Below are 23,657 nucleotides of genomic sequence, written 5' to 3'. Positions count from 1 at the left end.
GCCAGGTCCTTGAAACTGTACGAAAAACTCGCCGATGAAATGACCGAAGCCGTGCGCCGCGGCGTGTTCGCGGCGGGCGAGCGGATTCCGTCGGTGCGGCAGGCAAGCCAGCAGCACGGCGTCAGTATCAAAACCGTGTTGCACGCGTACGCGCTGCTGGAAAGCCGCGGGATCGTCGAGACCCGTCCGCAGTCGGGGTATTTCGTGCGCGACGCGCTGGCGACGGCGGCGGCACTCGAGGAGCCGCGTCTGAGCCGCCAGCCGGCGCCCCAGGTACCGCCGGTGGCCGCCACGGTCGACGTGAGCCGCCTCGTGCTGTCCACCCTGCGAAGCATCCGGGCGCGCGACGCCGTGCCGCTCGGCTCGCCGTATCCCGATCCGTCGCTGTTCCCGTGGCGGCGCATCAACCAGTACGCGAACGCGATTGCCCGGCGCCACGCGAGCTGGAACCTGATCGACGACTTGCCGCCCGGCAATCCCGAGCTGATCCGCCAGATCGCGCGGCGCTATGCCGAGAACGGTGTGCCTGTGGATCCCGAGGAAATCGTCATCACGCTCGGCGCGACCGAGGCGATCAACCTCAGCTTGCAGGCGGTCGCCCGACCGGGCGATACCGTCGCCGTCGAATCGCCGACTTACTACGCGATGCTGCACGCCATCGAGCGTCTCGGCATGCGCGCCATCGAAGTGGCGACGCATCCGGTCCACGGTATCGATATCGAGGCGTTGGCCCAGGTCATCGCAAGGCAGAAGATCGCCGCGTGCATGGTGATGCCGAACTTCCAGAATCCGCTCGGCTTCCAGATGCCGGACGCGCGCAAGCAGCAACTGGTCGCGTTGCTCGCCGCGCACGAGATTCCCGTCATCGAGAACGATGTCTATCAGGAGCTGTACTTCGGCGAGGCGCGGCCGTCGACCTTGAAGAACTTCGACACTAAGGGGCTGGTGCTGCATTGCGCGTCGTTTTCGAAGAGTCTGACCGCGTCGTACCGGATCGGCTGGGCGATGCCGGGACGCTACCGCGCACAGGTCGAGAAGCTGAAGTTTCTCAACACGCTGACCACGCCCTCAGTGCCGCAAGTCGCCGTCGCCGATTACCTGAGGCAGGACGGCTACGACCGGCATCTGCGGCACGTGCGCAAGGTCTACCGGCAGCAGGCGAGCATCATGATGGCGATGGTGCAGCGGTTTTTTCCGGCGGGCACGCGCATGTCGACGCCGCAAGGCGGTTACGTGCTGTGGGTGGAGTTGCCTGAACATGTCGATTCGATGCGGCTCTATGAGGCGGCGCTCGCGCGCAGCATCACGATCGGGCCGGGCATGATGTTTTCGATGCGCGACGACTTTCGCCACTTCATCCGGCTCAATTACAGTTATCCGTGGACCGCGCAGACCGAAGCGGCTTTGAAGACGCTGGGCGAACTGGTGGCGCATATGGCCTGATAGCGCGTGATAGCTTGGCAGCCTGGCAGGGCATAGAAAAAGCAAGGAGACAATCACAATGGAAGACGACGAACTCGATCCGGTACTGGTCGCCATCCTGGCGCAGTTGTGGCGCGCGTATCAGGAAACGCCTGGCGGCGCGTGGTCGCTCGCCAAGCTGTCCAAGCAGGCGGATGTGCCGATGAGCGGCTTGCGGCGACAGTTGACGGCGCTCGTCGACAGCGGTCTGGCGGACACCACGTTCAACGAGGAAGGCACGGGCACAGCGCGCTTGAGCGAGGCCGGCCAGGGCCTGTGCGCGGAATTGTTCGGCGAGGGCGGTGCGCCTGACGATGAGCCGGCGGACCCGCCGCCCCGGATTCATTGAATCGCGACTGAAGCCGGCGTGAGGAGGACGGCTGCGCCCTCGGCGTCCAGCTGTTATGAGCGCTTGTGCGCCTGCTTGATAAGGACATCGCGCCTGTTCTGAACGCTGGCCGTGCCACGTTGCCGATGCACGCGTTCGACGGCTCGAATCTGTTTTTTGTCCACCAAAATACAGATTCCGTTATGGGCGAGATAACGGGAAATAATTTTTCCGCGGAAATTGACCTTCGAATATGGCCCCCTATGCTGGAGCCGTGCCGGGGCGCATCCCGAGCGAGCGCTGTGGCAGGCCACTCACCTGGAAACCATCTTCGGAGAATTCATGAAAACAAAGCTGGCGCGTGCGCTGCATCATTCGTTGCGCATCAAAACCGTCCGAACCGTTCTCGCCGCAGCACTCGGCGTGACCCTCGCGTGCAGCGCCGCGGTTGCAACCGCGGCGACCGCAGAGCCGCTCGGCATTGCCTTCGTCTACCTCGGCAATCCGGGCGATGCCGGCTGGACCTACGCGCACGAACAAGGTGTGAAAGAAGTCGAGGCGAAATTCGGCGACAAGATCAAGGTGACACGCGTCGAGAACGTGCCGGAGTCGGCGGATTCGGAGCGCGTGTTTCGCGACCTGGCGGCGAAGGGCAACAAGATCGTGGTCGGTTCGAGCTTCGGCTTTCAGGATTTCGAGTTGAAGGTTGCCAAGGACTTCCCGGACGCCGTGTTCGAACATGCGACCGGCTACAAGAAGGCCGCCAACTTCGCGACCTATGACGTGCGGACCTACCAGAGCGCCTACCTGGCCGGGCTGGTCGCTGGTTATACGACGAAGTCCAACACGCTCGGCTTTGTCGGTTCGGTGCCGGTGCCGGAGGTGGTGCGCAACATCAACGCGTTCACGATGGGCGCGCGCTCGGTCAATCCGAATGCGCGCGTGAAGGTCGTGTGGATCAATAGCTGGTTCGACCCGGGTCGCGAAAAGCAGGCCGCCGAGACGCTGATTGGCCAGGGCGCTGACGTGCTGATCCAGAACACCGATTCGACCGCGACGATGCAGACAGCCGAACAGAAAAAAGTGCATGCATTCGGCTGGGATTCCGACATGAAGAAGTTCGGGCCGAACGCGCAGTTGGGCGCATGCGTGAGCAACTGGGGCGTGTATTACACGCATCTGGTGCAGCAGGTGATGTCGGGCACCTGGAACAATTCGCCGGTATGGTGGGGGCTGAAAGAGAAGGCGATCGATCTGGCCAGCATCAACACGGACGCGGTGTCGCCGGTGGCGCAAAAGGCGTTGAGCCAGAAGCGCGACGACATCATCTCGGGCAAGTTCAATCCGTTTGCCGGTCCGATCGCGGATCAGTCCGGCGTGGTGAAGGTCGCCGCGGGCAAGTCGTTGAGCGATGCGGAACTGCTGCGTTTGAACTGGTTCGTGCAAGGCGTGGACGGGTCGCTGCCGAAGTAACGAATGGCCTGGTTTGCCTGACTACTATTAAAGCTTAAAGGAGATCGCCCGTGAGTCTGACCGTCCCGACCGAGGCCGGCGCCGCCGGAGTGGCGCCGGCCTATCCGCCGCAGGGTTTGACGCCGACGCACGAGCAGGTCGTGCGGCATCTGCGGCATTCGAGCCGGGTGGCCGAACGGGCGACCTTGCTGGGGCACCACCCGTTCGGCGCGGTGCTGGTCGGTCCGGACCAGGAGACCGTGTTGATGGAGCAGGGCAATGTCGACACGGTGAATCATGCCGAGTCGGTGCTGGCTCGCGTGGCGGCGTTGAATTTCACGCCGGAGTACTTGTGGAGTTGTACCTTGTACACGTCGGTCGAGCCTTGCTGCATGTGTGCCGGCACGATGTATTGGGCGAACATCGGCCGCGTCGTGTTTGGCATGACCGAGAAGCGATTGCTGGAAGCAACCGGCGATCATTCCGAGAATCCGACCATGAGTGTGGATTGCCGTTATGTGTTCGATCATTGCCAGAAACCCGTCGAGGTGATCGGTCCGGTAGCCGACGTGGAGGGTGAGGTGATGGAAGTGCAGCGGAGATTCTGGCGCGGCAGATAGGGCGTTATCTCCGCGTCACAGAAGTCGGTGCGCCTGCGGTGGGCAAAGAATGAAAAATACAGTCCGGCATCGCAGGCAAACACAAAGATGCCTATCTCACCGTGCCGAGACGGCCTCTGCCGGCGCGAGCGTGGCGAGGCCGCAGAACCAGTCGCCGCCGTGCGGCTGATATTTCCATTGGCTGTTGGTCTGCTTGATCACAGTGGAGCACTGGTCGTTTACAACGATCCCGGGATTCGCGGCGGTGCATTGAAGCATCGCGGTTTCGATTTGTTGTAGCGCGGGCATCACGGCTTTACGCGGCGTGTCCGGTGTGGCCGGCGCATCCGGCGTGCCTGTCTGCATGCTTTCGATCAGCCGTTGCAGCTCCTCGATCCGCGTCGTATACCACGTCTCCAGACACGTCTCATCGCGGCAATTCGCTTCCCGCCACGCCCACTTGCTGTCGCTATCGGTAAGGAAGGCACGGCGGTTGATGACTCGCCGCCGTGCTTTCCAGTACAGTTGTCCCAGTGTGTCGTCGAGCTTCGAGAGCGCGGGGTCGTTGCAGATCATCCGTTCGGTGAGTGAGCGCCCCCGGTGGCAGTCGAAGCTGGTGGCGTGGGCGGGCAGGTGCGTGAGCATCAATGCGGCGACAAGGATGGGGCGAAAAATTTTCATGGTGGTCCCGGCAGTGCAAGGGTTTTTCATGCAATGGATGATCGGCCGAGTCGCCGGAACGCAGACGCCCGAAAACAGCGTGAGTTCGGGTGGGTGATTACCAAATCTTGCTTTGCGCGAGGCGCACTGGAACGGGTAGGGCAAGCCCGTCAGCATTTGCCGGGTGATTTCAGGCATGTGCATTGCGGGTGCGGATGAGCAGACCCCGGGCCCCGCGGCCGCCACTTCGCTTGTGGCGACGGCGAGGCCCGACGCATTCACACGTGCATGCAGGCAGGCACATAGGCGGGCCATAGCGGCATGCACGCAAACGCGGGACGTAGAAACAGGAGAAAAAATGAAACGACACGTCGCTCGATGTATTTACGCTGCAGCCGGCTTGCTGGTTTTACCCGCAGTGGCATCCGCGCAATCGCAGGCCTACACGAACGGCACGGCCAACGTGCGCGCCGGGCCCGCTTCGGATTACCCGGTGGTGACGCAGCTGCCTGGCGGCGTCCCGGTTAGCGTGATGGGTTGCATCAGCAATTACCAATGGTGCGACGTCGCGGCTCCGAACCTGCGCGGTTGGGTCTATGCGGGACTGCTCAGCTATCCCTATCAGGGCAGCAATGTGCCGGTGATGAGTTACGGCACGGTGATCGGGTTGCCGATCGTGACGTTCTCGATCGGCACTTACTGGGGCAATTATTATCGGGGCCGGCCGTGGTACGGCCAGCAATCGCGCTGGGCGCGTCATCCGCCCCCTCCACCGCCGAGACCGGGTGCCGGACGGCCGCCAGGAGGGCGTCCTCCCGGCAATGTGGGCGGACGGCCGCCGCCGGGTAACGCGGGTGGCCGACCGCCGGGAGGTCGGCCAGGGGATGCGGGCGGACGACCGCCGGGAGGCAAGCCCGGGAATGCGGGTGGACGGCCACCAGGCGGTCAGCCGCCGGGTAATGCCGGAGGCAGGCCGCCGGGCGGTAATGGCAATGCAGGTGGACGTCCGCCGGGTGGCAATGGCGGTGGCCGTCCGCAAGGTGGCGGCGGCAGACCATCGGGTGGAGGGAAAGACGGCGGGGGCGGAGGTAACCGGCCACCGGATCAGCGCGGCTAGTCGAAGTAACGGCACAGGCGGCCAGGGGCCAGGGGCCAGTGGCCAGGATAAAGCGCCTCGACTCGCCTGAGCCTGATCAGGGGTTCCGCCGCGCCGCGCTGCGCGTGCGGAACCGCCAGACAGCGCTCGCTCCAGCCTCGTTGCCGGCGTCACATTGGCGACACACTCAGCCGCCGCTTCTCTTCACAGTATGCCGCGTTCAGAAACGCCGAACTAACCGCTCGCAAGGTCTCCTGGGAGCGCGGATCGCTAAGCCGCGTATGCAGTACCACTTTCGAGTTCGGCAGCGACGGCAGACCGAGTTGCTCGCCGACCTCCACCGCTCCCGCCGGCGCCACGCGCTGCGCCAGCGCGGCCACGGCGAGCCCGGCGCTCACTGCCGCGCCGACGGCCATCACGCCGCCGCCGACGAATACCTCGGTCCACGCAATCCCGGCTGCATCGAGCGCGTCTGTGGCAATCGCCCGGATCCCGCATGGCGCGGCGAGCGTCGCCAGCTTCAGCGGCTGCCCCTCGCGATGTTGCCAGCCCGGCGCCGCGAACCAGCCGAGCCGCTCCTCCGCCAGCAGTTGCCCATCATGGCGATCGCCTTCGCGACGGCCGATCGCCGCGTCGACTTCTCCCCGCTCGAACCATGCAATGACATCGCGTGATGCGGCAATGCGCACCTCGATGACGAGCAGCGGATCGTAAGCCGCGAGCCGCCCCAGCAACGCCGGCAGATTGGGCCCCGCCACGTGGTCGCTGATGCCCAGCTTGAGCCGGCGTTCCGGCGCGTCGGCACTGCCCGCCAGCGCGCGCTCATGAGCCAGCAGCAATTGCCGGGCGGCGCCGATGAACACATCGCCGCGCGCCGAGAGCCGCACCACCCGCGGCGTGCGCTCCAGCAAGCGGTAGCCCAAACGCTCTTCGAGCCGTTTCAGCTTGAGACTCATCGCGGCTTGCGACGTGTCCATGACTTCGGCGGCACGCGTGAAGCTGCCGAGGTCCGCGACCAGCACGAAGGCCTGGATCGCATCCAGATCGAGAGGGCGGGAGAGGGCGACCATATTGAAACTTTATTGCAAATATAAAGCACCATATCTTGCTGTAATGGTTGCGCCGGCGCAAGCTCATCATCAGTCGAAACCAGGAGGAGTTCGTCATGCTTGCCAAACAGTATTCGCACCGTTTGCCTTCCAGCTACGACATGGGGATCATCCGCGAGCGCGCGACGCGGCGCGGCCCCCTGTGGGACGGGACCGAGGGGCTGGGATTCAAGGCTTTCGTCGTCCGTGAGCGCGGCCGCTATGGCGCCACCGCGAATGTTTACTCGGCGGTGTATCTGTGGCTCGACGCAGAGCAGACCGCCGACTTTTTCATGGGCTCGCGCTTTCAGAATGTGATCGACGACTTTGGCCGTCCGGACGTCGAAACCTGGCTGCCGCTCGATGCCCGCAAGGGGCCGGCGCAACACGCGCTCGCCTTGTATCGCGAGGAGCAGCCGATCGGCGAGCAGGACAACCGCGCCGAGTTGCGCGCCGCGCATACCGGGCAGAACCGTCGCATCGCGGAACAGGACGATACCGTGGCCGTGGTCTCCGCGCTCGACGTCGCCAACTGGAAGCTGGTCCGTCTCACGCTGTCGTCGGCGGCGCCGGTCGCCACGGCGGGCCGCACGGTCTACGAGGTGCTGCATCTCGCGCGGCCGGGTATCGCGAGCCTGAAGTGAGCGAGGGCGGCATGTCAGACAGCAGGGCGGGCGAAGCCGGCTCGACAGCGGCGCTGGAGGGCGCCTGGCAGCCGGCGCCGCTCGATGCCCGTGTGGCGCTGGCCGCCCACCTGGCAGGGCTCGCGTCGACGGCCGGCGTAATCGTTGGATTCACCGTATTAATGGTGCTGTCGCTTCATTGGCTGGCCCGGTAGCGGCCCGGTCGTGCATTTCGCGCTATGCGTCGCGATTAAAGTGCGCCGGTCTCGCGTAAACCCCGGTACGCCGCGTACACTAACTTGCCGATGTGGGGTTAGGGGGCGCACAAATGACACGCGAAGCGACATCCGATACGACGATGGGAGCAACGCCTGAGGGCACCCGCTATAGGCCAAATCTGGCCGAGGGTGTGCTGGCGTCGGAGCGTACGGTGTTGCGGCTGATTACCCGCAACACGCCGCTGCCGGAATTGCTCAATGAAGTATGCCGCCGCGCGGAAGCGCTGCTCGGCGACGGTGCGTCCTGTTCGATCCTGTTACTGGACGCTGACGGCGTGCACGCGAGAGTAGGCGGCGCGCCCTCGCTCCCGCCGCAGTTCAGCGCCGCGATCGACGGCACCGTGATCGGCCCGGGGGTGGGGTCCTGCGGCACCGCGATGTACGAGCGGCGCATGGTCGCCGTCGAAGATATCGAAACCGATCCGCTGTGGGCCAATTTCCGGCACCTTGCGTTGCCGATCGGCTTGCGCGCGTGCTGGTCGGTGCCATTTGAAAACGATGCCGGTACGGTGCTGGGCGCGTTCGCGGTCTATCACCGCACGTCGCGCCGGCCGAGCGCCGAAGAAGCGGCGATGCTCCACGACATTAGCCACAGCGTCGGTCTCGCTGTTCACCAGGATGCTATCGCGCAACGCCTCGCGCGCAGCGAGGAACATCACCGGCTGGTCGTCGACAATCTCAACGAAGGCATTGTCGTGCAGTCGCGCGACGGCGTGGTGCTGGCCTGCAATCCGAGTGCGCAACGCATTCTGCGGGCGAGCGCCGAACTGATCGGCCAGGACATCCTGACGGTCATGGTGCGGGCGTATCACGAAGACGGCTCCATCGTCACCGACGCAAACCGTCCGACCACTCAGGTGCTGGCAACCGGCAAACCCGTGCTTGACGTCACGATCGGTCTGCAACTCACGGACGGCGATATCATCTGGATTACTGAGAATGTCGTGCCGATCATCAAACCGGGCGACAGCGAACCCGGTTCGGTGCTGATTTCGTTTACCGACCTCGGGCCGGTGCGCGAGGCGCAACGGCAGCTCAAGTTTCTGGCCACTCACGATCCGCTCACCGGCCTCTACAACCGCGCCTACCTCGGCGAGCGCATGCGCGATCTGTTCGCGCCGGGTGGGGCGGCCGGAATGGGCGAGCTGGCGCGTGTCGCCGTGCTGTTCGTCGATCTCGACGGTTTCAAGAAGGTCAACGACACCGCCGGTCACGAGGCCGGCGATGCGCTTCTGTGCAGCGTGGCGGAGCGGCTGACCGCGTGTGTCGCGCGAGGCGACACGCTTGCGCGCGTGGGCGGCGACGAGTTCGTGATCGTGGTCAGCGCTTATGAAAATACGGGTCATCTGATCGCGCTCGCCCAGCGCATTCTCGACACGATCGCCGTGCCGTTCGCGGTGGCGGACAACGAGTACTACATGGGGGCGTCGATCGGCATCAGTCTGTTTCCGGAAGACGGCCAGGACGTGCCCACGCTGATGCGTAACGCCGACTCGGCGATGTATCACGCGAAACAATGCGGCCGCAACAATTTTCAGTTCTTCACGGTCGAACTGAATCAGCATCTGCAACGCCGCTTCATGATCGAGCAGGCGCTGCGGCGCGCGCTCGCCACCGACGAACTGAGCCTCGTGTATCAGCCGATCGTCGATAGTCAATGCGGCCGCACCATCGGCGCCGAAGCGCTGCTGCGCTGGTACAACGCCGAGTTGGGCAATGTCTCGCCGGTGGAATTCATCCCCGTGGCCGAAGACGCCGGGCTGATCGTCGAGATCGGTTCCTGGGTGCTGGCGCGCGCCTGCGAGCAGGTCGCGCAATGGCGGCGCACGCTGGCGCCGGAGTTGATCGTCGCGGTGAACCTGTCGCCGCGTCAGTTCAAGAACGGCCTCGTGGAGCGGATCGAGCGTTGTCTGGAGCAATCCGGGCTCGAGCCGGAGGCGCTGGAGCTGGAGATTACCGAGCGGCTGCTGATGAGCGACAGCGACGCCGTATTGCCGATGCTGAGCGCATTGAGTGCAATGGGCGTACGGATTTCCGTCGATGATTTCGGCACCGGCTATTCGTCGCTGTCGTATTTGAAGCGGTTTCCGCTGCATAACCTGAAGATCGATCGTTCCTTCGTCGCGGGCTTGCCGGATCATCGCGACTCGATCGCGATCACCCAGGCGGTGGTGGCGATGGCGCATTCGCTAGGCATGAACGTCACGGCTGAAGGCGTGGAGACCGCCGAGCAGGCGGCGTTTTTGCGCGGAATCGCCTGCGACAAACAGCAGGGGTATTTTTACAGCCGGCCGGTTGGCGCCAGTGCTTATGCGCGTAGTTTGTGTGAAGCTCAGATGGGGCTGGCGGGGGCTTCATAACTGTTCTGATGCCTGGGGCCATGGTTGCGGGTGTTGGCGTTGACGCAGCTAACCCACATCGGCGGGCGGGTTAATCCAGCAAACAGGACGCTCCGCCGCCGGCATCCAGAATCGATTGTTCAGTTTGGCAAACAAGTGCCTTCGCGTTCCCGGTATTTATCCGCACCCCCCGTTTCCCTAAAATTCTCCCATCGAAATGTCAATCCAGCGCCGTGCCGAAGCGGCTCCGCGCGATGGGAGCCGTTATGCCAGCGTTAATCAGGAACCAGCTTTATCGGCCATCGGTGGTCTTGCCGATGGTGGCCCTCATGCAGGTGATGGTGTCGCAGGATTTCAACCTCGGCCAGGTCGGGTGGGTCTTTGCGTCGCGTGGTGCGCAGGCCGCACTGCAACGCTCGCGCGAATTGATCTGCGCCGTACACTGCCACGCCTGAACACAAGCGGGCGCAATTTCCATTCAATCCACTGGCGCCGGCCGCTCTGCGAGACGAAAACCGACCGCAAGCCGGCGCGCAGACTTCGCGGAGCGCGGCAGAATCACGAGAGGAGGGCGATAAAGGCAACACGAGGCGCTGAGGGTAAGATGCTACGACCAGCACCCCAGCCTCGGGAGATCTGCCATGCCACAGCACTTCGACGCCGTCGTGATCGGCACGGGACAAGGCGGTGCACCGCTTGCTGTCCGTCTCGGCGAAAGCGGCCGTAAAACCGCGGTCATCGAACGCGCGGCCTTCGGCGGGACCTGCGTGAATGTGGGCTGCACGCCGACCAAGTCGTATGTGGCCAGTGCCCGCGCAGCCCATGTGGCGCGCCATGCCGCGGAGCTGGGTGTGCAGGTGAGCGGCGCGGTCAGCGTCGATCTGGCAGCGGTCAAGGCGCGCAAGGACAGGATCATCGGTCAATCGCGCGATGGCGTCGAAAAATGGCTGCGCGGTGCGGATAACGTGACTGTCTTCAACGGCCATGCGCGCTTCACCGGCGCTCATACGCTCGCCATCAGCGGCCCGGACGGCACGGTGCTCGACGAACTCAGCGCCGACGAAATCTTCATCAATACCGGCACGCGCGCCATCGTGCCGCCGCTCGCAGGGCTCGAGCGGATTCGCTACTACACCAACTCCAATCTGCTTGAGCTGACGGAATTGCCGGGCCATCTGGCGATTGTCGGCGGCAGCTATATCGCGCTCGAATTCGCACAGATTTTTCGCCGCTTCGGCAGCCGGGTGACCGTGCTGGTGCGCGGCGATCGCGTGCTCACGCGCGAGGATGCAGATTTCGCCGACTCCGTGCAGAAGGTGCTGGCGCGCGAAGGAGTCGAGTTTGTCTTCGGCGTGCAGCCCTCGCGGGTCGAGCCGCATCCGCATCATGAGAACGAGCTGTGTATCGGCTTTGAGCAGAACATTCCCGCGCTCGAAGCATCGCACCTGCTATTCGCCACCGGCCGCGAACCGAATACCGACGACCTCGGCCTCGACGCGGCCGGCATCGTGACGGATAAGCACGGCACGATTCCCGTCGACGGCCAGTTGCGCACCAAGGTGCCGGGCATCTGGGCGATCGGCGACGTCAACGGACGCGGTGCCTTTACCCACACCTCCTACGATGATTTCCACATCGTCGCGGCCAATCTGCTCGACGGCGGCGCGCGCAGTGTCGATACGCGAATCATGGCGTATGCCGTGTTCGTCGACCCGCCGCTCGCGCGCGTCGGGCTCTCGGAGGCTGACGTGCGCAAGGCGGGCCGTGACGCGTTGATCGCCACCATGCCGATGACGCGGGTGGGCCGCGCGCGCGAACGCGGCGAGACCGACGGCTTCATGAAGGTGCTGGTCGACGCTGGGACGAGACAGATTCTTGGCGCGGCGATCCATGGCATCGAAGGCGACGAAGCGCTGCACACGTTCATCGACATCATGACGGCCGGGGCACCCTATCCGACCTTGCAGTACGCCATGCATATTCATCCAACCATCAGCGAACTGGTGCCGACCTTGCTCGATGGACTCAAGCCGATGAAGTAAGCGGTGTACCCGGCGGCAAACCAGGCGGCGTGCCTTGTATGCTGAGATCACGTTGCCGTGACGGGATTGAACTCGGGGATTAAACTCGAACTGGCACGTATCCTGGAGCGAGATCATGAATGATGCTGACCCCAAAAGCACTTTTCGCGGTCTTCCGTTGACCCCGGAACAGGACGCGGAAGTCAGACACTACATAAAAAAGCAGAAGCAGCAGGGCGCGGAGTGGAACACGCCGGAACTGGCGTCCATGCTTCGCGACATGCTGGAACCGCCGGGCGATGACGACGGAGAATTCGATCCCATCTTCGACGAAACGAAAGCCGCCGCGGAACGTGCGGCGGCCTCGATCGACGAGGCGATGGATCCGATCGAGGCGAGCGAAGAGCGGAACGCCGCCATGGAAATCGAAGCCATGAAGGGCTTGAGGCGCTGAGCCTGCATTGCAGAACCACTGACGAGCAGCGTTGATCGACCCGGCGCGAAAAGGTCGCGCTTCCACCACGGATCAGGAAAAAACACATGAGCATCAGCATCGTTCAGCTTGGGTCTCCGAGAGCGGCCGACGAAGGGCTGCGTATCGGTACCGTTCGGCGACCGCCGCGCGGCGTACCCCGGGCCGAATTCGCCACCCGCGACTATTACGACGTGTGGCTGCCCAATCTGTCGCCTGACGCGGAATTGGTCAAGGAAGCCCAGGCGGTGACGAGCGATCGCGATTGGGCCGCGTTTGCAAAGAAATTCCGGACGGAGATGAATGGCGGCGATGCCAGCAAGGTGTTGGACCTGCTTGCCGCCTTATCGAAAACGACCAACTTTTCCGTCGGTTGTTACTGCGAGGACGAAAGCCGGTGCCATCGCAGCATTCTTCGTCAGTTGCTGGACGAGCGGGGTGCGCTGATCAGGTGAGGCGCGCATGCGCCGCCGGCCGGCATTCGACAAGTCCCGTTGTCATCGCCGATAATCGGCAGCGTACAGGGCTGTGTGCAGGGTTGTGCGCGTGCCCGGCCGATGTACGCCGGGTCGGGCTCGGCTCGCAATCGCGGTGCGCCACGCCCGCAAGCGCATGTCTTCACGCATGTCTTCACAATCGCAGTGACACAATCAGGAAACCGACCGATGGGTAAGGGACGCGTCGAAGCCTTCAGCGATGGCGTGATCGCCATCATCATCACGATCATGGTGCTCGAGTTGAAGGTGCCGGACGGTTACGATCTCGCCGCGCTGCGTCCCGTGATCCCCGTGTTCTGCGCCTACGTGCTGAGTTTTATCTACGTCGGCATCTACTGGAACAATCATCACCACCTGTTCCATACCGTGCAGAAGGTCAACGGCGCGGTGCTCTGGGCCAATCTCCATCTGCTGTTCTGGTTGTCGCTGCTGCCGGCCGTCACGCATTGGGTCGGGGAAAATCATCTCGCCGCCTGGCCGACCGCGATGTACGGCGCCGTGCTGTTCATGTCGGCGATTGCGTATTTCATTCTGACCCGCGTGCTGATCCGCGAGCACGGCACAGAGTCGACGATCGCGAAAGCGGTCGGCAACGACTTCAAAGGCAAGGTCTCGGTCGTTATCTATCTGGCAGGCATGGCGCTGGCATTTGTTCAGCCGTGGCTCTCGGCTGCGCTCTACACGCTGGCCGCAGCCTGGTGGCTGGTGCCCGACCGGCGTATCGAACACCTGATGGAAGCGTAAGCATGCTGCTTGCGCTCAAGCTTGCGCTGGTGCCGGCGTTTCTCGCCGCGCTGACCGTAGCCGGGCGTGTGTGGGGGCCGTCGGTGGCGGGATGGCTGGCGGGGCTGCCGGTCGTGGCCGGCCCGATCGTGTTGCTGCTTGCGCTGGAGCGTGGTCCCGCTTTCGCGGCGCAGGCGTCGGCGGCATCGATCGCCGCGATTGCCGCCTCCGAGGCGTTCAATTTCGCGTATGCGTGGACTTGCCGGCGTTCCGCATGGCCGCTTGCGCTCACGGCCGGGATGCTCGGATGGGTTGGCGTGGCGCTGCTGCTCACGCATTTGCCGGGTGGACTGGTGTGGGCGGTGGCCGCGGGTTGTGTCGCTGTCACCATTTCTCAGAACGGTTTGCCGCGCGTCACGGGGCACGTGCTGGCGGTGCGTCTGGGCCTCGGCGATCTTGCGCTGCGCATGCTCGCCGGCGCGCTGCTGACGGTTGCGGTGACCACGCTGTCCGCGTCGATGGGTGCGACGTGGAGCGGACTGTTGTCGGTGTTTCCTTTGCTCGGCATCGTGCTCGCGGTGTCGGCCCAGCGCGTGCATGGCGCGGACTTCGTCGCCTTGTTGATGCGCGGCATGGTGATCGGCCGTGGCTCGTTTGCGGCATTCTTCGCCGTGACCGCGACGATGCTGCCGCATTACGGCGTGTGGCTGAGCTTTGCGTGCGCGGCGGTGGTGTCGATGGTGGTGCAGGGTGCAACCCGGCGGTTGCTTCGTGCGAAGCGGCCGGCGCAGGTTTTGACGCGTGAGCTTGCCGAACGGCAGTCGGCGGATTGAGGCCATTTGACCGATACTGGCATCATGACTTCACGCACCCAAAGCTTCGCAGTCACTCGAATCGGTTTGATCTCCGATACGCACAACCTCGTGCGCCCCGAAGTCCTGCAGTATCTTGCCGGTTGCGATGCGATCATCCACGCGGGCGATATCTGCAATCAGGCGGTGCTCGATGCACTTGCACAGATCGCGCCGGTCACCGCCGTGCGCGGCAATAACGACATTAACGAGCCGGTCGCCTCGCTGCCGACACACGTCAAGCTGACCGTGCAACAGGTGACGATCCTCATCGTGCATGACATCGCCGACGTGGGCGGCGATCCGCGTCGTGAAGGCATCGACGTGGTGGTGACGGGGCACTCGCACAAGCCCGCGATCAGCGAGCGCGACGGCGTGTTGTTCGTCAATCCAGGCAGTGCCGGGCCAAGGCGTTTCAAGTTGCCGATTTCAGCCGGCATGCTGATCATTGAAGGCGCGCGGGCAAACGCGACGTTTGATTCTCTGGTGGCGTAAAAAAACGGGCCGGCAAAAATTTGCCGGCCCGTTTTTGGACACGCTCACGTTTATAGCGGTGGTTGCCTGCCGCCGCCCGTCATAGCGTGTGCGCGCGATACACGTACAACCTCTCAGCGGCTAAAGCTACCGCACAACCCGCATCAGGCACGCGCCGTAGCCGTGGCAGCGTAGCCTTCATCCATCTCCGCGGCCTCGCGCTCACCGCGCAGCACGGCATGCGCTTCAGCACGCGTAGCGACACACGGACCTGAGCCGAGCAACGGTTTGCGGGCCGTTTCACGCAACGCAAGCACTGAGACGATCCCGATCAGCGACGCACCCATCAGGTAATACGCGGGCATCATCAGATTGCCGGTGCTATCGACCAGCCATGCCGTCACGAGCGGCGTCGTCCCGCCGAACAGCGACACCGAAATGTTGAAGCCGATCGCGAGCGCACCGTAGCGGATCTTGGTCGGAAACAGCGCCGGCAGCGCCGACGGCATCACGCCGGTAAAGCACGACAGCAGCACGCCGAGAATCATCAGTCCGCCGAACACCGGCAGCATCGTGCCCATGCGAATCAGCAGCAGCGCGGGGATCGATAGTACGAACAGACCCACGCAACCGAACAGCATCACCGGCTTGCGGCCGATCGTGTCGGACAGACGGCCGGCGGCCAGCGTCATCGGCATCATCAGCACCATCACGAGCAGCACGAGGAACAGACCGTGCGTTTCGTTGAAGTGCAGCGTGGCCGACAGATAGCTCGGCAGATACGAGAGCGCCATGTAATCGGTGACGTTGAAGATCAGCACGAGGCCGACGCACAGCAGAAGCGGCTTCCATTGCTGGATCAGCAATTCGCGGAAAGATTGCTTCGGAATCGCCTTGTCTTCAGCTTCGCGTTGCTCGGCCTGCTTCTTGAACGCGGGCGTTTCTTCGAGCTTCATCCGGATGTACAGGCCGATCAAACCGAGCGGACCCGCGATCAGGAACGGCACACGCCAGCCCCACGAGAGGAGGGCGTCGTTCGACAGCGTCGCCGTCAGGACCGTGACGGTGCCTGCGCCGAGCACATAGCCGATCAGCGTGCCGAACTCGAGGAAGCTGCCCATAAAGCCGCGGCGCTTGTCCGTCGAGAATTCGGCGATGAAGGTCGCGGCGCCGCCGTACTCGCCACCCGTCGAGAAACCTTGCACCAGGCGCGCGACCAGCAGCAACACAGGCGCGAAAATGCCGATTGTCGCGTAGCTCGGAATCAGGCCGATCGCGAGCGTGCCGGCCGCCATCATGATCATGGTCATGGCCAGCACCCGCTGACGGCCGATGCGGTCGCCCAGCGGCCCGAACACCATGCCGCCGATCGGCCGCACCAGGAACGCCGCGGCAAACGTGCCGAAGGTGGCGAGCAACTGGGCGGACGGGTTCGACGACGGGAAGAACACTTTGCCGAGCGTGACAGCGATGTAGCTGTACACGCCGAAATCGAACCATTCCATCGCGTTGCCGAGCGCCATGGCGCCGACGGCCCGCTTGAGGAGAGATTTGTCGACGACGGTGATGTCGTCGAGGGAGAGGCGTTGTTCTTCTTTGTGGTGTCGCCAGAAGCCGTTGCTGGAAGCGGTCAAGGTGAAAACTCCAATGACTGCGACGAAACTCATGAAAACGCGCATGAACGTTCCGCCACGGGTGCTGGGGAAGTGCAGTTTCGCGAGCAGAGCGATGGCGTCTCTTTTGCCCGAAGACAAAAAAGAAGTGGGCGCGAAAAAGAAAATAAAACGCCCGTGCCTCGCGAACGATTCGCGAAAAAACACTTGTCTAGATTGTGCTGACTGTTGCATCTGCGTGGCCGTGGAAGGGGGGCAGATGCATGAGGACGCTGGGGTGGCCGGAAGCTGGCCCAGGCGCCGCTGGAAGGCTTGAAACGAAAAAGGCCGGTGCTTTATTCGCCGCTGATGCTTGACCACCAAACGGGGAAACGACCGACAAGCCTTCTTGTATAAAAACTGTTCAATTCAGCGTGGCAGCGTGCCGGAAAAGGCACGACGGGTCAGCTTGAAGAGAACGCGACGCGGTGTGAAATGCTGGTGAATTACTGTTGGAACGATGCACATGTTAGCACGATGACGGATGATCGTGCAAACCCGAGATCCGGCCGGCAGCCCGGGAAGGGTGCTCAATCCCTTGCGTGGCGGGGGATTCGGCGGATTGCGGCGGTATGGAAAAGAGGCTTAAAAGTGGCCGGAAATGGTCCGGTTAGTGAATTCTGCCGAGGCTCGAAAGCGGCGAAAGGCGCAACTGGAAGCCGGCGATCTGGCGACTCGAAGCTCGGCAAAAATGTGGCGTATCGAGCGGCGAACGGGGCGACGAAAATCTGCTGTATCAGGCGGCGAAAGGCGCGGTCAGACAGGCGAAAAAAATCCGCGCTCGCGGCGCGGATTTTTTGTCAGGCGGGTTGCCAATCCTGGCTTGCAGCGCAAGAAAGCGCTTATTCGGCTGCCGGCGGCACATAGCCCTGCGCCGTATCCGCGCCTTCGCCGAAGAAGAACTTTTCGGTCTGCTTCATCAGATACTGGCGTGCGCGCGGATCGGCCATGTTCAGGCGGTTTTCGTTGATCAGCATGGTCTGCTGCTTCAACCAGGCCTGCCAGGCTTCCTTCGAAATGCCTTCGTAGATCCGCTTGCCGAGTTCGCCCGGCAGCGGCGGGAAATCGAGGCCTTCGGCTTCCTTGCCGAGCTTCGCGCATTGAACCATACGAGTCATGCTGTGCTTCTCCTATATCGGTGTGGGTGCGGGCAGTCGCTTTATATGGGGACGCTCAGAGCTGTTTCATCAGCACGAGCGACTTGCGCTGCCAGTTATAGAGTCGGCGGCGGTCTTCCGGCAGGTCGTCGACCGTGACCTTGACGAAGCCGCGCTTCAGGAACCAGTGTTCGGTGCGTGTGGTGAGCACGAAAATCCGCGTGAGGCCGCGTGCCCGCGCGCGTTGCTCGATGCGTTTGAGCAGGCGCTCGCCGTCGCCGGTGCCTTGCGCTTCGGGCGCGACCGTGAGGCACGCCATTTCGCCGATGCGCTCCTGCGGGTACGGATACAGCGCCGCGCAGCCGAACAGCACGCCATCGTGCTCGATCACCGAGAAATGGTCGATGTCGCGTTCGATCTGGTGGCGGCCGCGCCGCACCAGCGTGCCGTCGGATTCGAGCGGCTCGATCAGCGAGAGAATACCGCCGACGTCGTCCGGCGTGGCTTCGCGCAGGCTTTCGAGGTTCTCGTACGAGATCATCGTGCCCACGCCGTCGTGCAGGAACAGTTCGAGCAGCAGGCTGCCGTCGAGCGCGTAGGGGATGATGTGCGCCCGCGCCACGCCGCCGCGGCAGGCGCGGATCGAATGTTTCAGATAGAAGCCCGCGTCGCCGGTGACTTCGCCGCTTTCATGCAGCTTGTAGGCATCGTCGAGCGACAGTTCGCGGATCAGCTCAGGGCCTTCTTCGCCAGTTTCCATCAGGCCCGGCGTTTCGGTCAGGAACACGATCTTGTCGGCGCGCAGCGCGATGGCCGCCGCCGAGGCGACGTCTTCCATCGACAGATTGAAGGCCTCGCCGGTGGGCGAAAAACCGAGTGGCGAGAGCAGCACGAGCTTGCGGCTCGCGAGCGAATGACGGATCGAATCCGCGTCGATCTTGCGCACCACGCCGGTGTGGGCGAAATCGACGCCGTCGAGAATGCCGACCGGGCGCGCTGTCACGAAGTTGCCCGACACCACGCTGATGTGCGCGTGCGCCATCGGCGTGTTCGGCAAGCCCTGGCTGATCGCCGCCTCGATATCCAGACGCACTTCGCCGGCCGCTTCTTTCGCCGACTCCAACGCGCGTGCGTCTGTAATGCGCATGCCGTGCGAAAACTCGGATTCCACGCCGTGCAGGCTCATCTGCTCTTCGACCTGCGGCCGGGAGCCGTGCACCAGCACGATCTGGATGCCCATGGCCTGCAGCAGCGCGATATCGGACACGAGCGCATTCAGGAGCCCCTGATGCACCACTTCGCCGCCGAAACCGACGACGAACGTCTTGTTACGGAACGCATGGATATAAGGGGCGACTGAGCGCATCCAGTCGACGAATTGCGCGTGCTGGGCGAGGTCTTCCGTTGCTCCGGCGGGGGCCGGAGCGCTCGCGGGCGCGGGGACGAGGTCGGTTTGGGAATTCATGCCGGGGATTATAATGCGCCCCCATGTCGAATGTACCCAGAAATCCCGCTGAGGCGAACGAGAAATCGGCGCCGGACGCCGATCAGGTGAAGCCCGGCGACGCGGAGCGCCGCAAAGCGCCGGACGCCAACCGCAACACGCCGGAAAAGGCGCGCGTGCCGAGGCGCGCCGCGGAAGGCGCGGACCCGTCTGCGCAGAAAAAAAACCAGCCGCACGAGCCGCGCCGCGAACCACGTCCGCCGCGCGTTCAACGCGTCGTCGAGCCGAATCCGATTCCGCCGATCACGTTCCCGGAAGCGTTGCCGGTTTCCGGCCGTCGCGAGGAGATCGCGCGCGCCATTGCGCAGAATCAGGTCGTGATCGTCTGCGGCGAGACCGGCTCCGGCAAGACGACCCAGTTGCCGAAAATCTGTCTCGAACTCGGGCGCGGTCTCGGTGCGGGCGGCTCCGGCCTGATCGGCCATACGCAACCGCGCCGGATCGCCGCGTCGGCGACGGGCCGCCGGATCGCCGAAGAACTCGGCACGCCGTTCGGCGAAGTGGTCGGCTACAAGGTGCGTTTTACCGACAATCTGTCGCCGGGCGCGTCGGTCAAGTTGATGACCGACGGTATCCTGCTCGCCGAAACGCAGACCGATCCGCTGCTGAAAGCCTACGACACGCTGATCATCGACGAAGCGCACGAGCGCAGCCTGAACATCGATTTTCTGCTCGGCTATCTGAAGGAAATTCTCGTCAAGCGGCCCGATCTGAAGCTGATCGTGACCTCGGCGACGATCGACGCGGACCGTTTCGCACGCCATTTCGGCAGTGAAGAAAAGCCCGCGCCGGTGATCGAAGTGAGCGGGCGTCTCTATCCGGTCGAAGTGCGCTATCGGCCGGTTGCGGAAGATAGTCCTGCCGTGAAGGCGGCCGAAGGTTCTTCCGCCTCGTCTTCGCGTGAATCGCGTGACAGGCCGAAGACCCAGCGCGAGACGGATCGCGATCTGATGGAAGCGATCGTCGATGCGGTCGACGAACTGTGCCGCGAAGGCCCCGGCGACGTGCTGGTCTTCCTGCCCGGCGAGCGCGAAATCCGCGATGCCGCCGAGGCGCTGCGCAAGCATCATCCGCCGCACACGGAAATCTTGCCGCTATTCGCGCGCTTGTCCGCAGCCGAACAGGAGCGCGTGTTCCGCACCTCGAACGCGCGCCGCATCGTGTTGGCCACCAACGTCGCCGAAACTTCGCTGACGGTGCCGGGTATTCGCTACGTGGTCGATACGGGACTCGCGCGCGTGAAGCGCTACTCGTATCGCAACAAGGTCGAGCAGTTGCAGGTCGAGTCGATTTCGCAGGCCGCCGCGAATCAGCGGGCAGGGCGTTGCGGGCGGGTCGCGGATGGCATCTGTATTCGTCTGTACGAAGAAAGCGACTATCAGGGCCGCGTGCGCTTCACCGACCCAGAGATTTTGCGTTCGTCGCTGGCGTCGGTGATTTTGCGCATGAAGTCGCTGCATCTGACGGCGATCGAAACCTTCCCGTTCATCGAGCCGCCGCCGGGCCGCGCGATCGCTGACGGTTACCAGCTACTGAACGAACTGGGCGCCGTCGACGACGACAACCAGCTCACGCCGCTTGGCCGCGAACTCGCGCGCTTGCCGCTCGATCCGCGCGTCGGCCGGATGATTCTCGCCGCGCGCGATCAGCAGGCGTTGAAGGAAGTGCTGATCATCGCCAGCGCCTTGTCGGTGCAGGACCCGCGTGACCGGCCGATCGAAGCGCAGGAGCAAGCCGACCAGGCGCATCGCCGGTTCGCCGACGAGCGTTCCGAGTTTCTCCAATGGCTGAAAATCTGGAACTGGTTCGAAGAAGCGATCGCGCACAAGAAGTCGAACCGGCAGTTGCAGGACGAGTGCCGCAAGAACTTCCTGTCGCAACTGCGTCTGCGCGAATGGCGCGACGTGCACTCGCAACTGCTGACCGTGGTGCGCGAGCACGGCTGGCGGCTGAACGAAGCTGAAGCGACTTTCGAGCAGATTCACCTCGCGTTGCTGACTGGCCTGCTCGGTAATATCGGCCTGAAAGCCGATGACGAACCGTATTTCCTCGGCGCGCGCAGCATCAAGTTCTACCTCTGGCCGGGCTCGGCGCTGGTGAAGAAGGCGGGGAAATGGGTGATGGCCGCCGAACTCGTCGAGACGAGCCGGCTGTACGCACGCTGCATCGCGAAGATCGAGCCGGAATGGATCGAGAAGATCGGCGAGCATCTGCTGAAGAAGTCGTTGTCCGAGCCGCATTGGGAAAAGCGCGCGGCGCAGGTGTCGGCGTTCGAGCGCGCGATGCTTTACGGCCTGCCGATCTATCACCGGCGGCGCGTGAGTTTCGGCAAACAGGACCCGGCGCGTGCGCGCGAGCTGTTCATTCGCGGGGCGTTAGTGGAAGGCGAGTTCGATACGAAGCTCGCGTTCTTTGCGCATAACCGCAAGCTGCTTGCCGATATCGAGCAACTGGAACATAAATCGCGCCGTCAGGACGTGCTGGTCGACGACGAGCTGATTTTCGGCTTCTACGATCAGGCGTTGCCGAAGGGCATCTATACGGGTGCGTCGTTCGAGCGCTGGTATCGCGACGAGGTGAAAAAGAGCGGTCAGCCGGAAGACAAGCTGCGTCTGCTGTATCTCTCACGCGACGATCTGATGCGGCACGAAGCCGCCGGTGTCACGACCGATCTGTTCCCGAAACGGATGACAATGGCGGGCGTCGAGATGGCGCTCACGTATCACTTCGAACCCGGTTCGCCGCGCGACGGCGTGACACTCGCGGTGCCGTTGTACGCGCTGAATCAGGTCGATGCGCGGCGTTGCGAATGGCTCGTGCCCGGCATGCTGAAAGAGAAGACGCAACTGTTGCTGAAATCGCTGCCGCAGAAGCTGCGGCGTCATTGCGTGCCGTTGCCTGAATTCGCCGCGGGTTTTGTCGAACGGCATGGTGGCCCGCGTTTCGGCGCGGGCGGTTTGCTCGAGTCGCTGATTGCGGACATTCGTGAACAGACCCAGGTCGCGATGAAGCAATCGGACTTCAAGCTCGAAACGCTGACGCCGCATCTGTTCATGAATTTCAAGGTCATCGACGAGCACGGGCGGCAACTCGCGATGGGCCGGAATATGTCGCAACTGCGTGCTGAACTGGGTGGTCAGGCGCAGCAGCACTTCCAGAAGATTGCGTCGGGTGCTGCTGGGGTGGCGCTGGCGGATGCGGGCGGCGGTGGTAGCGTGCCCGCCGGCGCGCAAGCGAGCGGAGCAGCCGGTGCGGCAAGTGGTGGGGCTTCGCGAGGCAAGGGCACGGCGGCGTCAGGTCCGCAAACTGCGTCGCAAGACGGCGCAGCGGGTACCGCGCTGTACGAAAAGCTGACGACGTGGAATTTCGGCAAGCTCCCCGAGTTGCTTGAAATTCGCCGTGGCGGGCAGACTTTGTTCGGGTATCCGGCGCTGGTGGATCGCGGTACACATTGCGACGTCGAAGTGTTCGATTCCCCGGACGAAGCCGCGCGCATCCATCGCGCAGGGCTGCGGCGCCTGTTCGCGTTGCAATTGAAAGAGCCGATCAAGTATCTGGAGAAGAACCTGCCGGGTCTGCGCGAAATGGCGATGCAGTTCATGCCGCGCGGCACTCAGGAAGAACTACGCGATCAACTGATCGACACTGCGCTCGACCGCGCCTGTCTGCAAGACCCGCTGCCGGCCGATGACGTCAGCTTCCACACGCGCCGCGACGAAGGCCGCAGCCGTCTGACGTTATTGGCCCAGGAAATCGCCCGGTTGGTGGGGCAGATACTGACCGAATACGCGACCGTGACGAAGAAGCTGGTGCAGGCGAAGTCGTTCACCGCGGCGCATGCGGATATGCAGAACCAGCTCGACGGACTGATTGGCAAGCGCTTTGTGGTCGACACACCGTACCCGCAGTTGGCGCACTTTCCGCGCTATCTGAAGGGCATTGCGCTGCGCATCGACAAGCTGAAGGCAGACTCCGCGCGCGACGCACGGCAGTTCGCCGAGTTCCATCCGCTGTTGCAGAACTACCAGCGCGCGCTGGCGCAACGCGGCGGTGTGCTGGATCCGCGCCTGTCGGAATTCCGCTGGCTGCTCGAAGAATTGCGGATTTCGCTGTTCGCGCAGGAGCTGCGTACGCCGATGCCGGTGTCGGTGAAGCGTCTCTACAAAGTGTGGGAATCGATGCAGCGTTGAGTGGTGGATGAGAAGGGGGGGATGCGGCACTGAGCGCGCGCACGGAGTGGGGCGTCGCAAGTGTCCGCTTCGTTCGTCCGGCGTTAGCCGATGCGGTTCTACGCGTGGTGTCGAGCAAAAAAGCGCGCGACGCCACTCCTTTTGAGAATGATGTCGCGCGCAAAGGGCACGGGTTCTTGCGGGCCCGCGCCTGCTCGCCGTTGATACAGCAACACCATCGGCCTCGGCGTGACTGGCCCTGATGGAGCCAGT

General features: G+C 63.5%; 21 protein-coding genes. 16 read left to right on the top strand and 5 right to left on the bottom strand.

Annotation, left to right across the window (positions count from 1 at the left end):
- Positions 1–9 precede the first annotated feature (9 nt).
- The 4 genes from ACOSV0_RS13525 (at position 10) to ACOSV0_RS13510 (ending at position 3,861) form a co-directional block, all read left to right on the top strand.
- On the top strand, positions 10–1,443 hold the full coding sequence (locus tag ACOSV0_RS13525) for a PLP-dependent aminotransferase family protein (protein ID WP_434106660.1): 1,434 nt from the start codon (positions 10–12) through the stop codon (positions 1,441–1,443).
- 58 nt (positions 1,444–1,501) lie between these two features.
- Complete coding sequence (locus tag ACOSV0_RS13520; RefSeq protein ID WP_434106659.1) at positions 1,502–1,810, top strand: helix-turn-helix domain-containing protein; 309 nt, start codon at positions 1,502–1,504, stop codon at positions 1,808–1,810.
- 321 nt (positions 1,811–2,131) lie between these two features.
- On the top strand, positions 2,132–3,262 hold the full coding sequence (locus tag ACOSV0_RS13515) for a BMP family ABC transporter substrate-binding protein (protein WP_434106658.1): 1,131 nt from the start codon (positions 2,132–2,134) through the stop codon (positions 3,260–3,262).
- Between the two features lie 50 nt (positions 3,263–3,312).
- Positions 3,313–3,861 carry a nucleoside deaminase gene (locus ACOSV0_RS13510; RefSeq protein ID WP_434106657.1) on the top strand — a complete coding sequence of 183 codons (549 nt, stop codon included), beginning with the start codon at positions 3,313–3,315 and terminating at the stop codon, positions 3,859–3,861.
- 96 nt (positions 3,862–3,957) lie between these two features.
- Here the strand turns inward: ACOSV0_RS13510 and ACOSV0_RS13505 are convergent, their stop codons facing one another.
- Complete coding sequence (locus tag ACOSV0_RS13505; RefSeq protein ID WP_434110273.1) at positions 3,958–4,521, bottom strand: lysozyme inhibitor LprI family protein; 564 nt, start codon at positions 4,519–4,521, stop codon at positions 3,958–3,960.
- 337 nt (positions 4,522–4,858) lie between these two features.
- Between ACOSV0_RS13505 and ACOSV0_RS13500 the strand changes: the two genes are divergently transcribed.
- Positions 4,859–5,617 carry an SH3 domain-containing protein gene (locus ACOSV0_RS13500; protein WP_434106656.1) on the top strand — a complete coding sequence of 253 codons (759 nt, stop codon included), beginning with the start codon at positions 4,859–4,861 and terminating at the stop codon, positions 5,615–5,617.
- 149 nt (positions 5,618–5,766) lie between these two features.
- Here ACOSV0_RS13500 and ACOSV0_RS13495 read toward each other — a convergent pair whose 3' ends face one another.
- Entirely contained in the window at positions 5,767–6,666 is a 900-nt protein-coding gene (locus ACOSV0_RS13495) for a LysR substrate-binding domain-containing protein (RefSeq protein WP_434106655.1), read from the bottom strand.
- 95 nt (positions 6,667–6,761) lie between these two features.
- On the opposite strand from ACOSV0_RS13495, the gene ACOSV0_RS13490 reads away from it, so the two are divergent.
- The 10 genes from ACOSV0_RS13490 to ACOSV0_RS13445 all read left to right on the top strand — a co-directional run bounded on the left by ACOSV0_RS13490 (position 6,762) and on the right by ACOSV0_RS13445 (position 14,983).
- Complete coding sequence (locus ACOSV0_RS13490; RefSeq protein ID WP_434106654.1) at positions 6,762–7,328, top strand: DUF4865 family protein; 567 nt, start codon at positions 6,762–6,764, stop codon at positions 7,326–7,328.
- Between the two features lie 11 nt (positions 7,329–7,339).
- Positions 7,340–7,522, top strand: coding sequence for a hypothetical protein (locus ACOSV0_RS13485; RefSeq protein ID WP_434106653.1), 183 nt, complete (start codon positions 7,340–7,342; stop codon positions 7,520–7,522).
- Between the two features lie 113 nt (positions 7,523–7,635).
- The gene (locus ACOSV0_RS13480) at positions 7,636–9,945 is read left to right on the top strand and encodes a putative bifunctional diguanylate cyclase/phosphodiesterase (RefSeq protein ID WP_434106652.1); all 2,310 of its coding nucleotides are present in this window, start codon (positions 7,636–7,638) and stop codon (positions 9,943–9,945) included.
- A 245-nt stretch (positions 9,946–10,190) separates the two neighbouring features.
- Complete coding sequence (locus tag ACOSV0_RS13475) at positions 10,191–10,379, top strand: hypothetical protein (protein WP_434106651.1); 189 nt, start codon at positions 10,191–10,193, stop codon at positions 10,377–10,379.
- 186 nt (positions 10,380–10,565) lie between these two features.
- A complete protein-coding gene (locus ACOSV0_RS13470) occupies positions 10,566–11,966 on the top strand; it encodes an FAD-containing oxidoreductase (protein WP_434106650.1) in 1,401 nt (466 codons plus the stop codon).
- A gap of 115 nt (positions 11,967–12,081) precedes the next feature.
- Positions 12,082–12,399, top strand: coding sequence for a hypothetical protein (locus ACOSV0_RS13465; RefSeq protein WP_434106649.1), 318 nt, complete (start codon positions 12,082–12,084; stop codon positions 12,397–12,399).
- 86 nt (positions 12,400–12,485) lie between these two features.
- Entirely contained in the window at positions 12,486–12,872 is a 387-nt protein-coding gene (locus ACOSV0_RS13460; protein ID WP_434106648.1) for a DUF488 domain-containing protein, read from the top strand.
- A gap of 210 nt (positions 12,873–13,082) precedes the next feature.
- Positions 13,083–13,658, top strand: a complete 576-nt coding sequence (locus ACOSV0_RS13455; RefSeq protein ID WP_434106647.1) for a TMEM175 family protein — start codon at positions 13,083–13,085, stop codon at positions 13,656–13,658.
- Between the two features lie 2 nt (positions 13,659–13,660).
- Complete coding sequence (locus ACOSV0_RS13450) at positions 13,661–14,470, top strand: hypothetical protein (RefSeq protein ID WP_434106646.1); 810 nt, start codon at positions 13,661–13,663, stop codon at positions 14,468–14,470.
- A 24-nt stretch (positions 14,471–14,494) separates the two neighbouring features.
- The gene (locus ACOSV0_RS13445; protein ID WP_434106645.1) at positions 14,495–14,983 is read left to right on the top strand and encodes a metallophosphoesterase family protein; all 489 of its coding nucleotides are present in this window, start codon (positions 14,495–14,497) and stop codon (positions 14,981–14,983) included.
- 143 nt (positions 14,984–15,126) lie between these two features.
- Here the strand turns inward: ACOSV0_RS13445 and proP are convergent, their stop codons facing one another.
- From proP to argA, 3 genes are all read right to left on the bottom strand, one after another.
- The gene (gene proP / locus ACOSV0_RS13440) at positions 15,127–16,629 is read right to left on the bottom strand and encodes a glycine betaine/L-proline transporter ProP (RefSeq protein ID WP_434106644.1); all 1,503 of its coding nucleotides are present in this window, start codon (positions 16,627–16,629) and stop codon (positions 15,127–15,129) included.
- Between the two features lie 827 nt (positions 16,630–17,456).
- Positions 17,457–17,732, bottom strand: a complete 276-nt coding sequence (locus ACOSV0_RS13435; RefSeq protein ID WP_074282891.1) for an oxidative damage protection protein — start codon at positions 17,730–17,732, stop codon at positions 17,457–17,459.
- Positions 17,733–17,787: 55 nt separating this feature from the next.
- On the bottom strand, positions 17,788–19,176 hold the full coding sequence (argA, locus tag ACOSV0_RS13430; protein WP_434106643.1) for an amino-acid N-acetyltransferase: 1,389 nt from the start codon (positions 19,174–19,176) through the stop codon (positions 17,788–17,790).
- A gap of 23 nt (positions 19,177–19,199) precedes the next feature.
- On the opposite strand from argA, the gene hrpA reads away from it, so the two are divergent.
- Positions 19,200–23,405, top strand: coding sequence for an ATP-dependent RNA helicase HrpA (gene hrpA / locus ACOSV0_RS13425; RefSeq protein ID WP_434106642.1), 4,206 nt, complete (start codon positions 19,200–19,202; stop codon positions 23,403–23,405).
- The last annotated feature ends 252 nt before the right edge of the window (positions 23,406–23,657 follow it).

It is taken from the genome of Paraburkholderia caffeinilytica, assembly GCF_051027425.1.
GTDB classification, from domain to species: Bacteria; Pseudomonadota; Gammaproteobacteria; order Burkholderiales; family Burkholderiaceae; genus Paraburkholderia; species Paraburkholderia caffeinilytica_A.
The sequence above is the reverse complement of the archived record's forward strand: the minus strand, read 5'-3'. Positions and strand labels throughout refer to the sequence as shown.

Bases quoted from the DNA above. Each gene is read 5' to 3' on its own strand.
- ACOSV0_RS13480 (WP_434106652.1), top strand. From the start codon at position 7,636: ATGACACGCGAAGCGACATCCGATACGACGATGGGAGCAACGCCTGAG.
- ACOSV0_RS13470 (WP_434106650.1), top strand. From the start codon at position 10,566: ATGCCACAGCACTTCGACGCCGTCGTGATCGGCACGGGACAAGGCGGT.
- ACOSV0_RS13515 (WP_434106658.1), top strand. From the start codon at position 2,132: ATGAAAACAAAGCTGGCGCGTGCGCTGCATCATTCGTTGCGCATCAAA.
- ACOSV0_RS13490 (WP_434106654.1), top strand. From the start codon at position 6,762: ATGCTTGCCAAACAGTATTCGCACCGTTTGCCTTCCAGCTACGACATG.
- ACOSV0_RS13505 (WP_434110273.1), bottom strand. From the start codon at position 4,521: ATGAAAATTTTTCGCCCCATCCTTGTCGCCGCATTGATGCTCACGCAC.
- ACOSV0_RS13475 (WP_434106651.1), top strand. From the start codon at position 10,191: ATGCCAGCGTTAATCAGGAACCAGCTTTATCGGCCATCGGTGGTCTTG.
- ACOSV0_RS13455 (WP_434106647.1), top strand. From the start codon at position 13,083: ATGGGTAAGGGACGCGTCGAAGCCTTCAGCGATGGCGTGATCGCCATC.
- ACOSV0_RS13435 (WP_074282891.1), bottom strand. From the start codon at position 17,732: ATGACTCGTATGGTTCAATGCGCGAAGCTCGGCAAGGAAGCCGAAGGC.
- ACOSV0_RS13460 (WP_434106648.1), top strand. From the start codon at position 12,486: ATGAGCATCAGCATCGTTCAGCTTGGGTCTCCGAGAGCGGCCGACGAA.
- hrpA (WP_434106642.1), top strand. From the start codon at position 19,200: ATGTCGAATGTACCCAGAAATCCCGCTGAGGCGAACGAGAAATCGGCG.
- ACOSV0_RS13485 (WP_434106653.1), top strand. From the start codon at position 7,340: ATGTCAGACAGCAGGGCGGGCGAAGCCGGCTCGACAGCGGCGCTGGAG.
- ACOSV0_RS13450 (WP_434106646.1), top strand. From the start codon at position 13,661: ATGCTGCTTGCGCTCAAGCTTGCGCTGGTGCCGGCGTTTCTCGCCGCG.
- ACOSV0_RS13495 (WP_434106655.1), bottom strand. From the start codon at position 6,666: ATGGTCGCCCTCTCCCGCCCTCTCGATCTGGATGCGATCCAGGCCTTC.
- proP (WP_434106644.1), bottom strand. From the start codon at position 16,629: ATGAGTTTCGTCGCAGTCATTGGAGTTTTCACCTTGACCGCTTCCAGC.
- ACOSV0_RS13500 (WP_434106656.1), top strand. From the start codon at position 4,859: ATGAAACGACACGTCGCTCGATGTATTTACGCTGCAGCCGGCTTGCTG.
- ACOSV0_RS13445 (WP_434106645.1), top strand. From the start codon at position 14,495: ATGACTTCACGCACCCAAAGCTTCGCAGTCACTCGAATCGGTTTGATC.
- ACOSV0_RS13520 (WP_434106659.1), top strand. From the start codon at position 1,502: ATGGAAGACGACGAACTCGATCCGGTACTGGTCGCCATCCTGGCGCAG.
- argA (WP_434106643.1), bottom strand. From the start codon at position 19,176: ATGAATTCCCAAACCGACCTCGTCCCCGCGCCCGCGAGCGCTCCGGCC.
- ACOSV0_RS13465 (WP_434106649.1), top strand. From the start codon at position 12,082: ATGAATGATGCTGACCCCAAAAGCACTTTTCGCGGTCTTCCGTTGACC.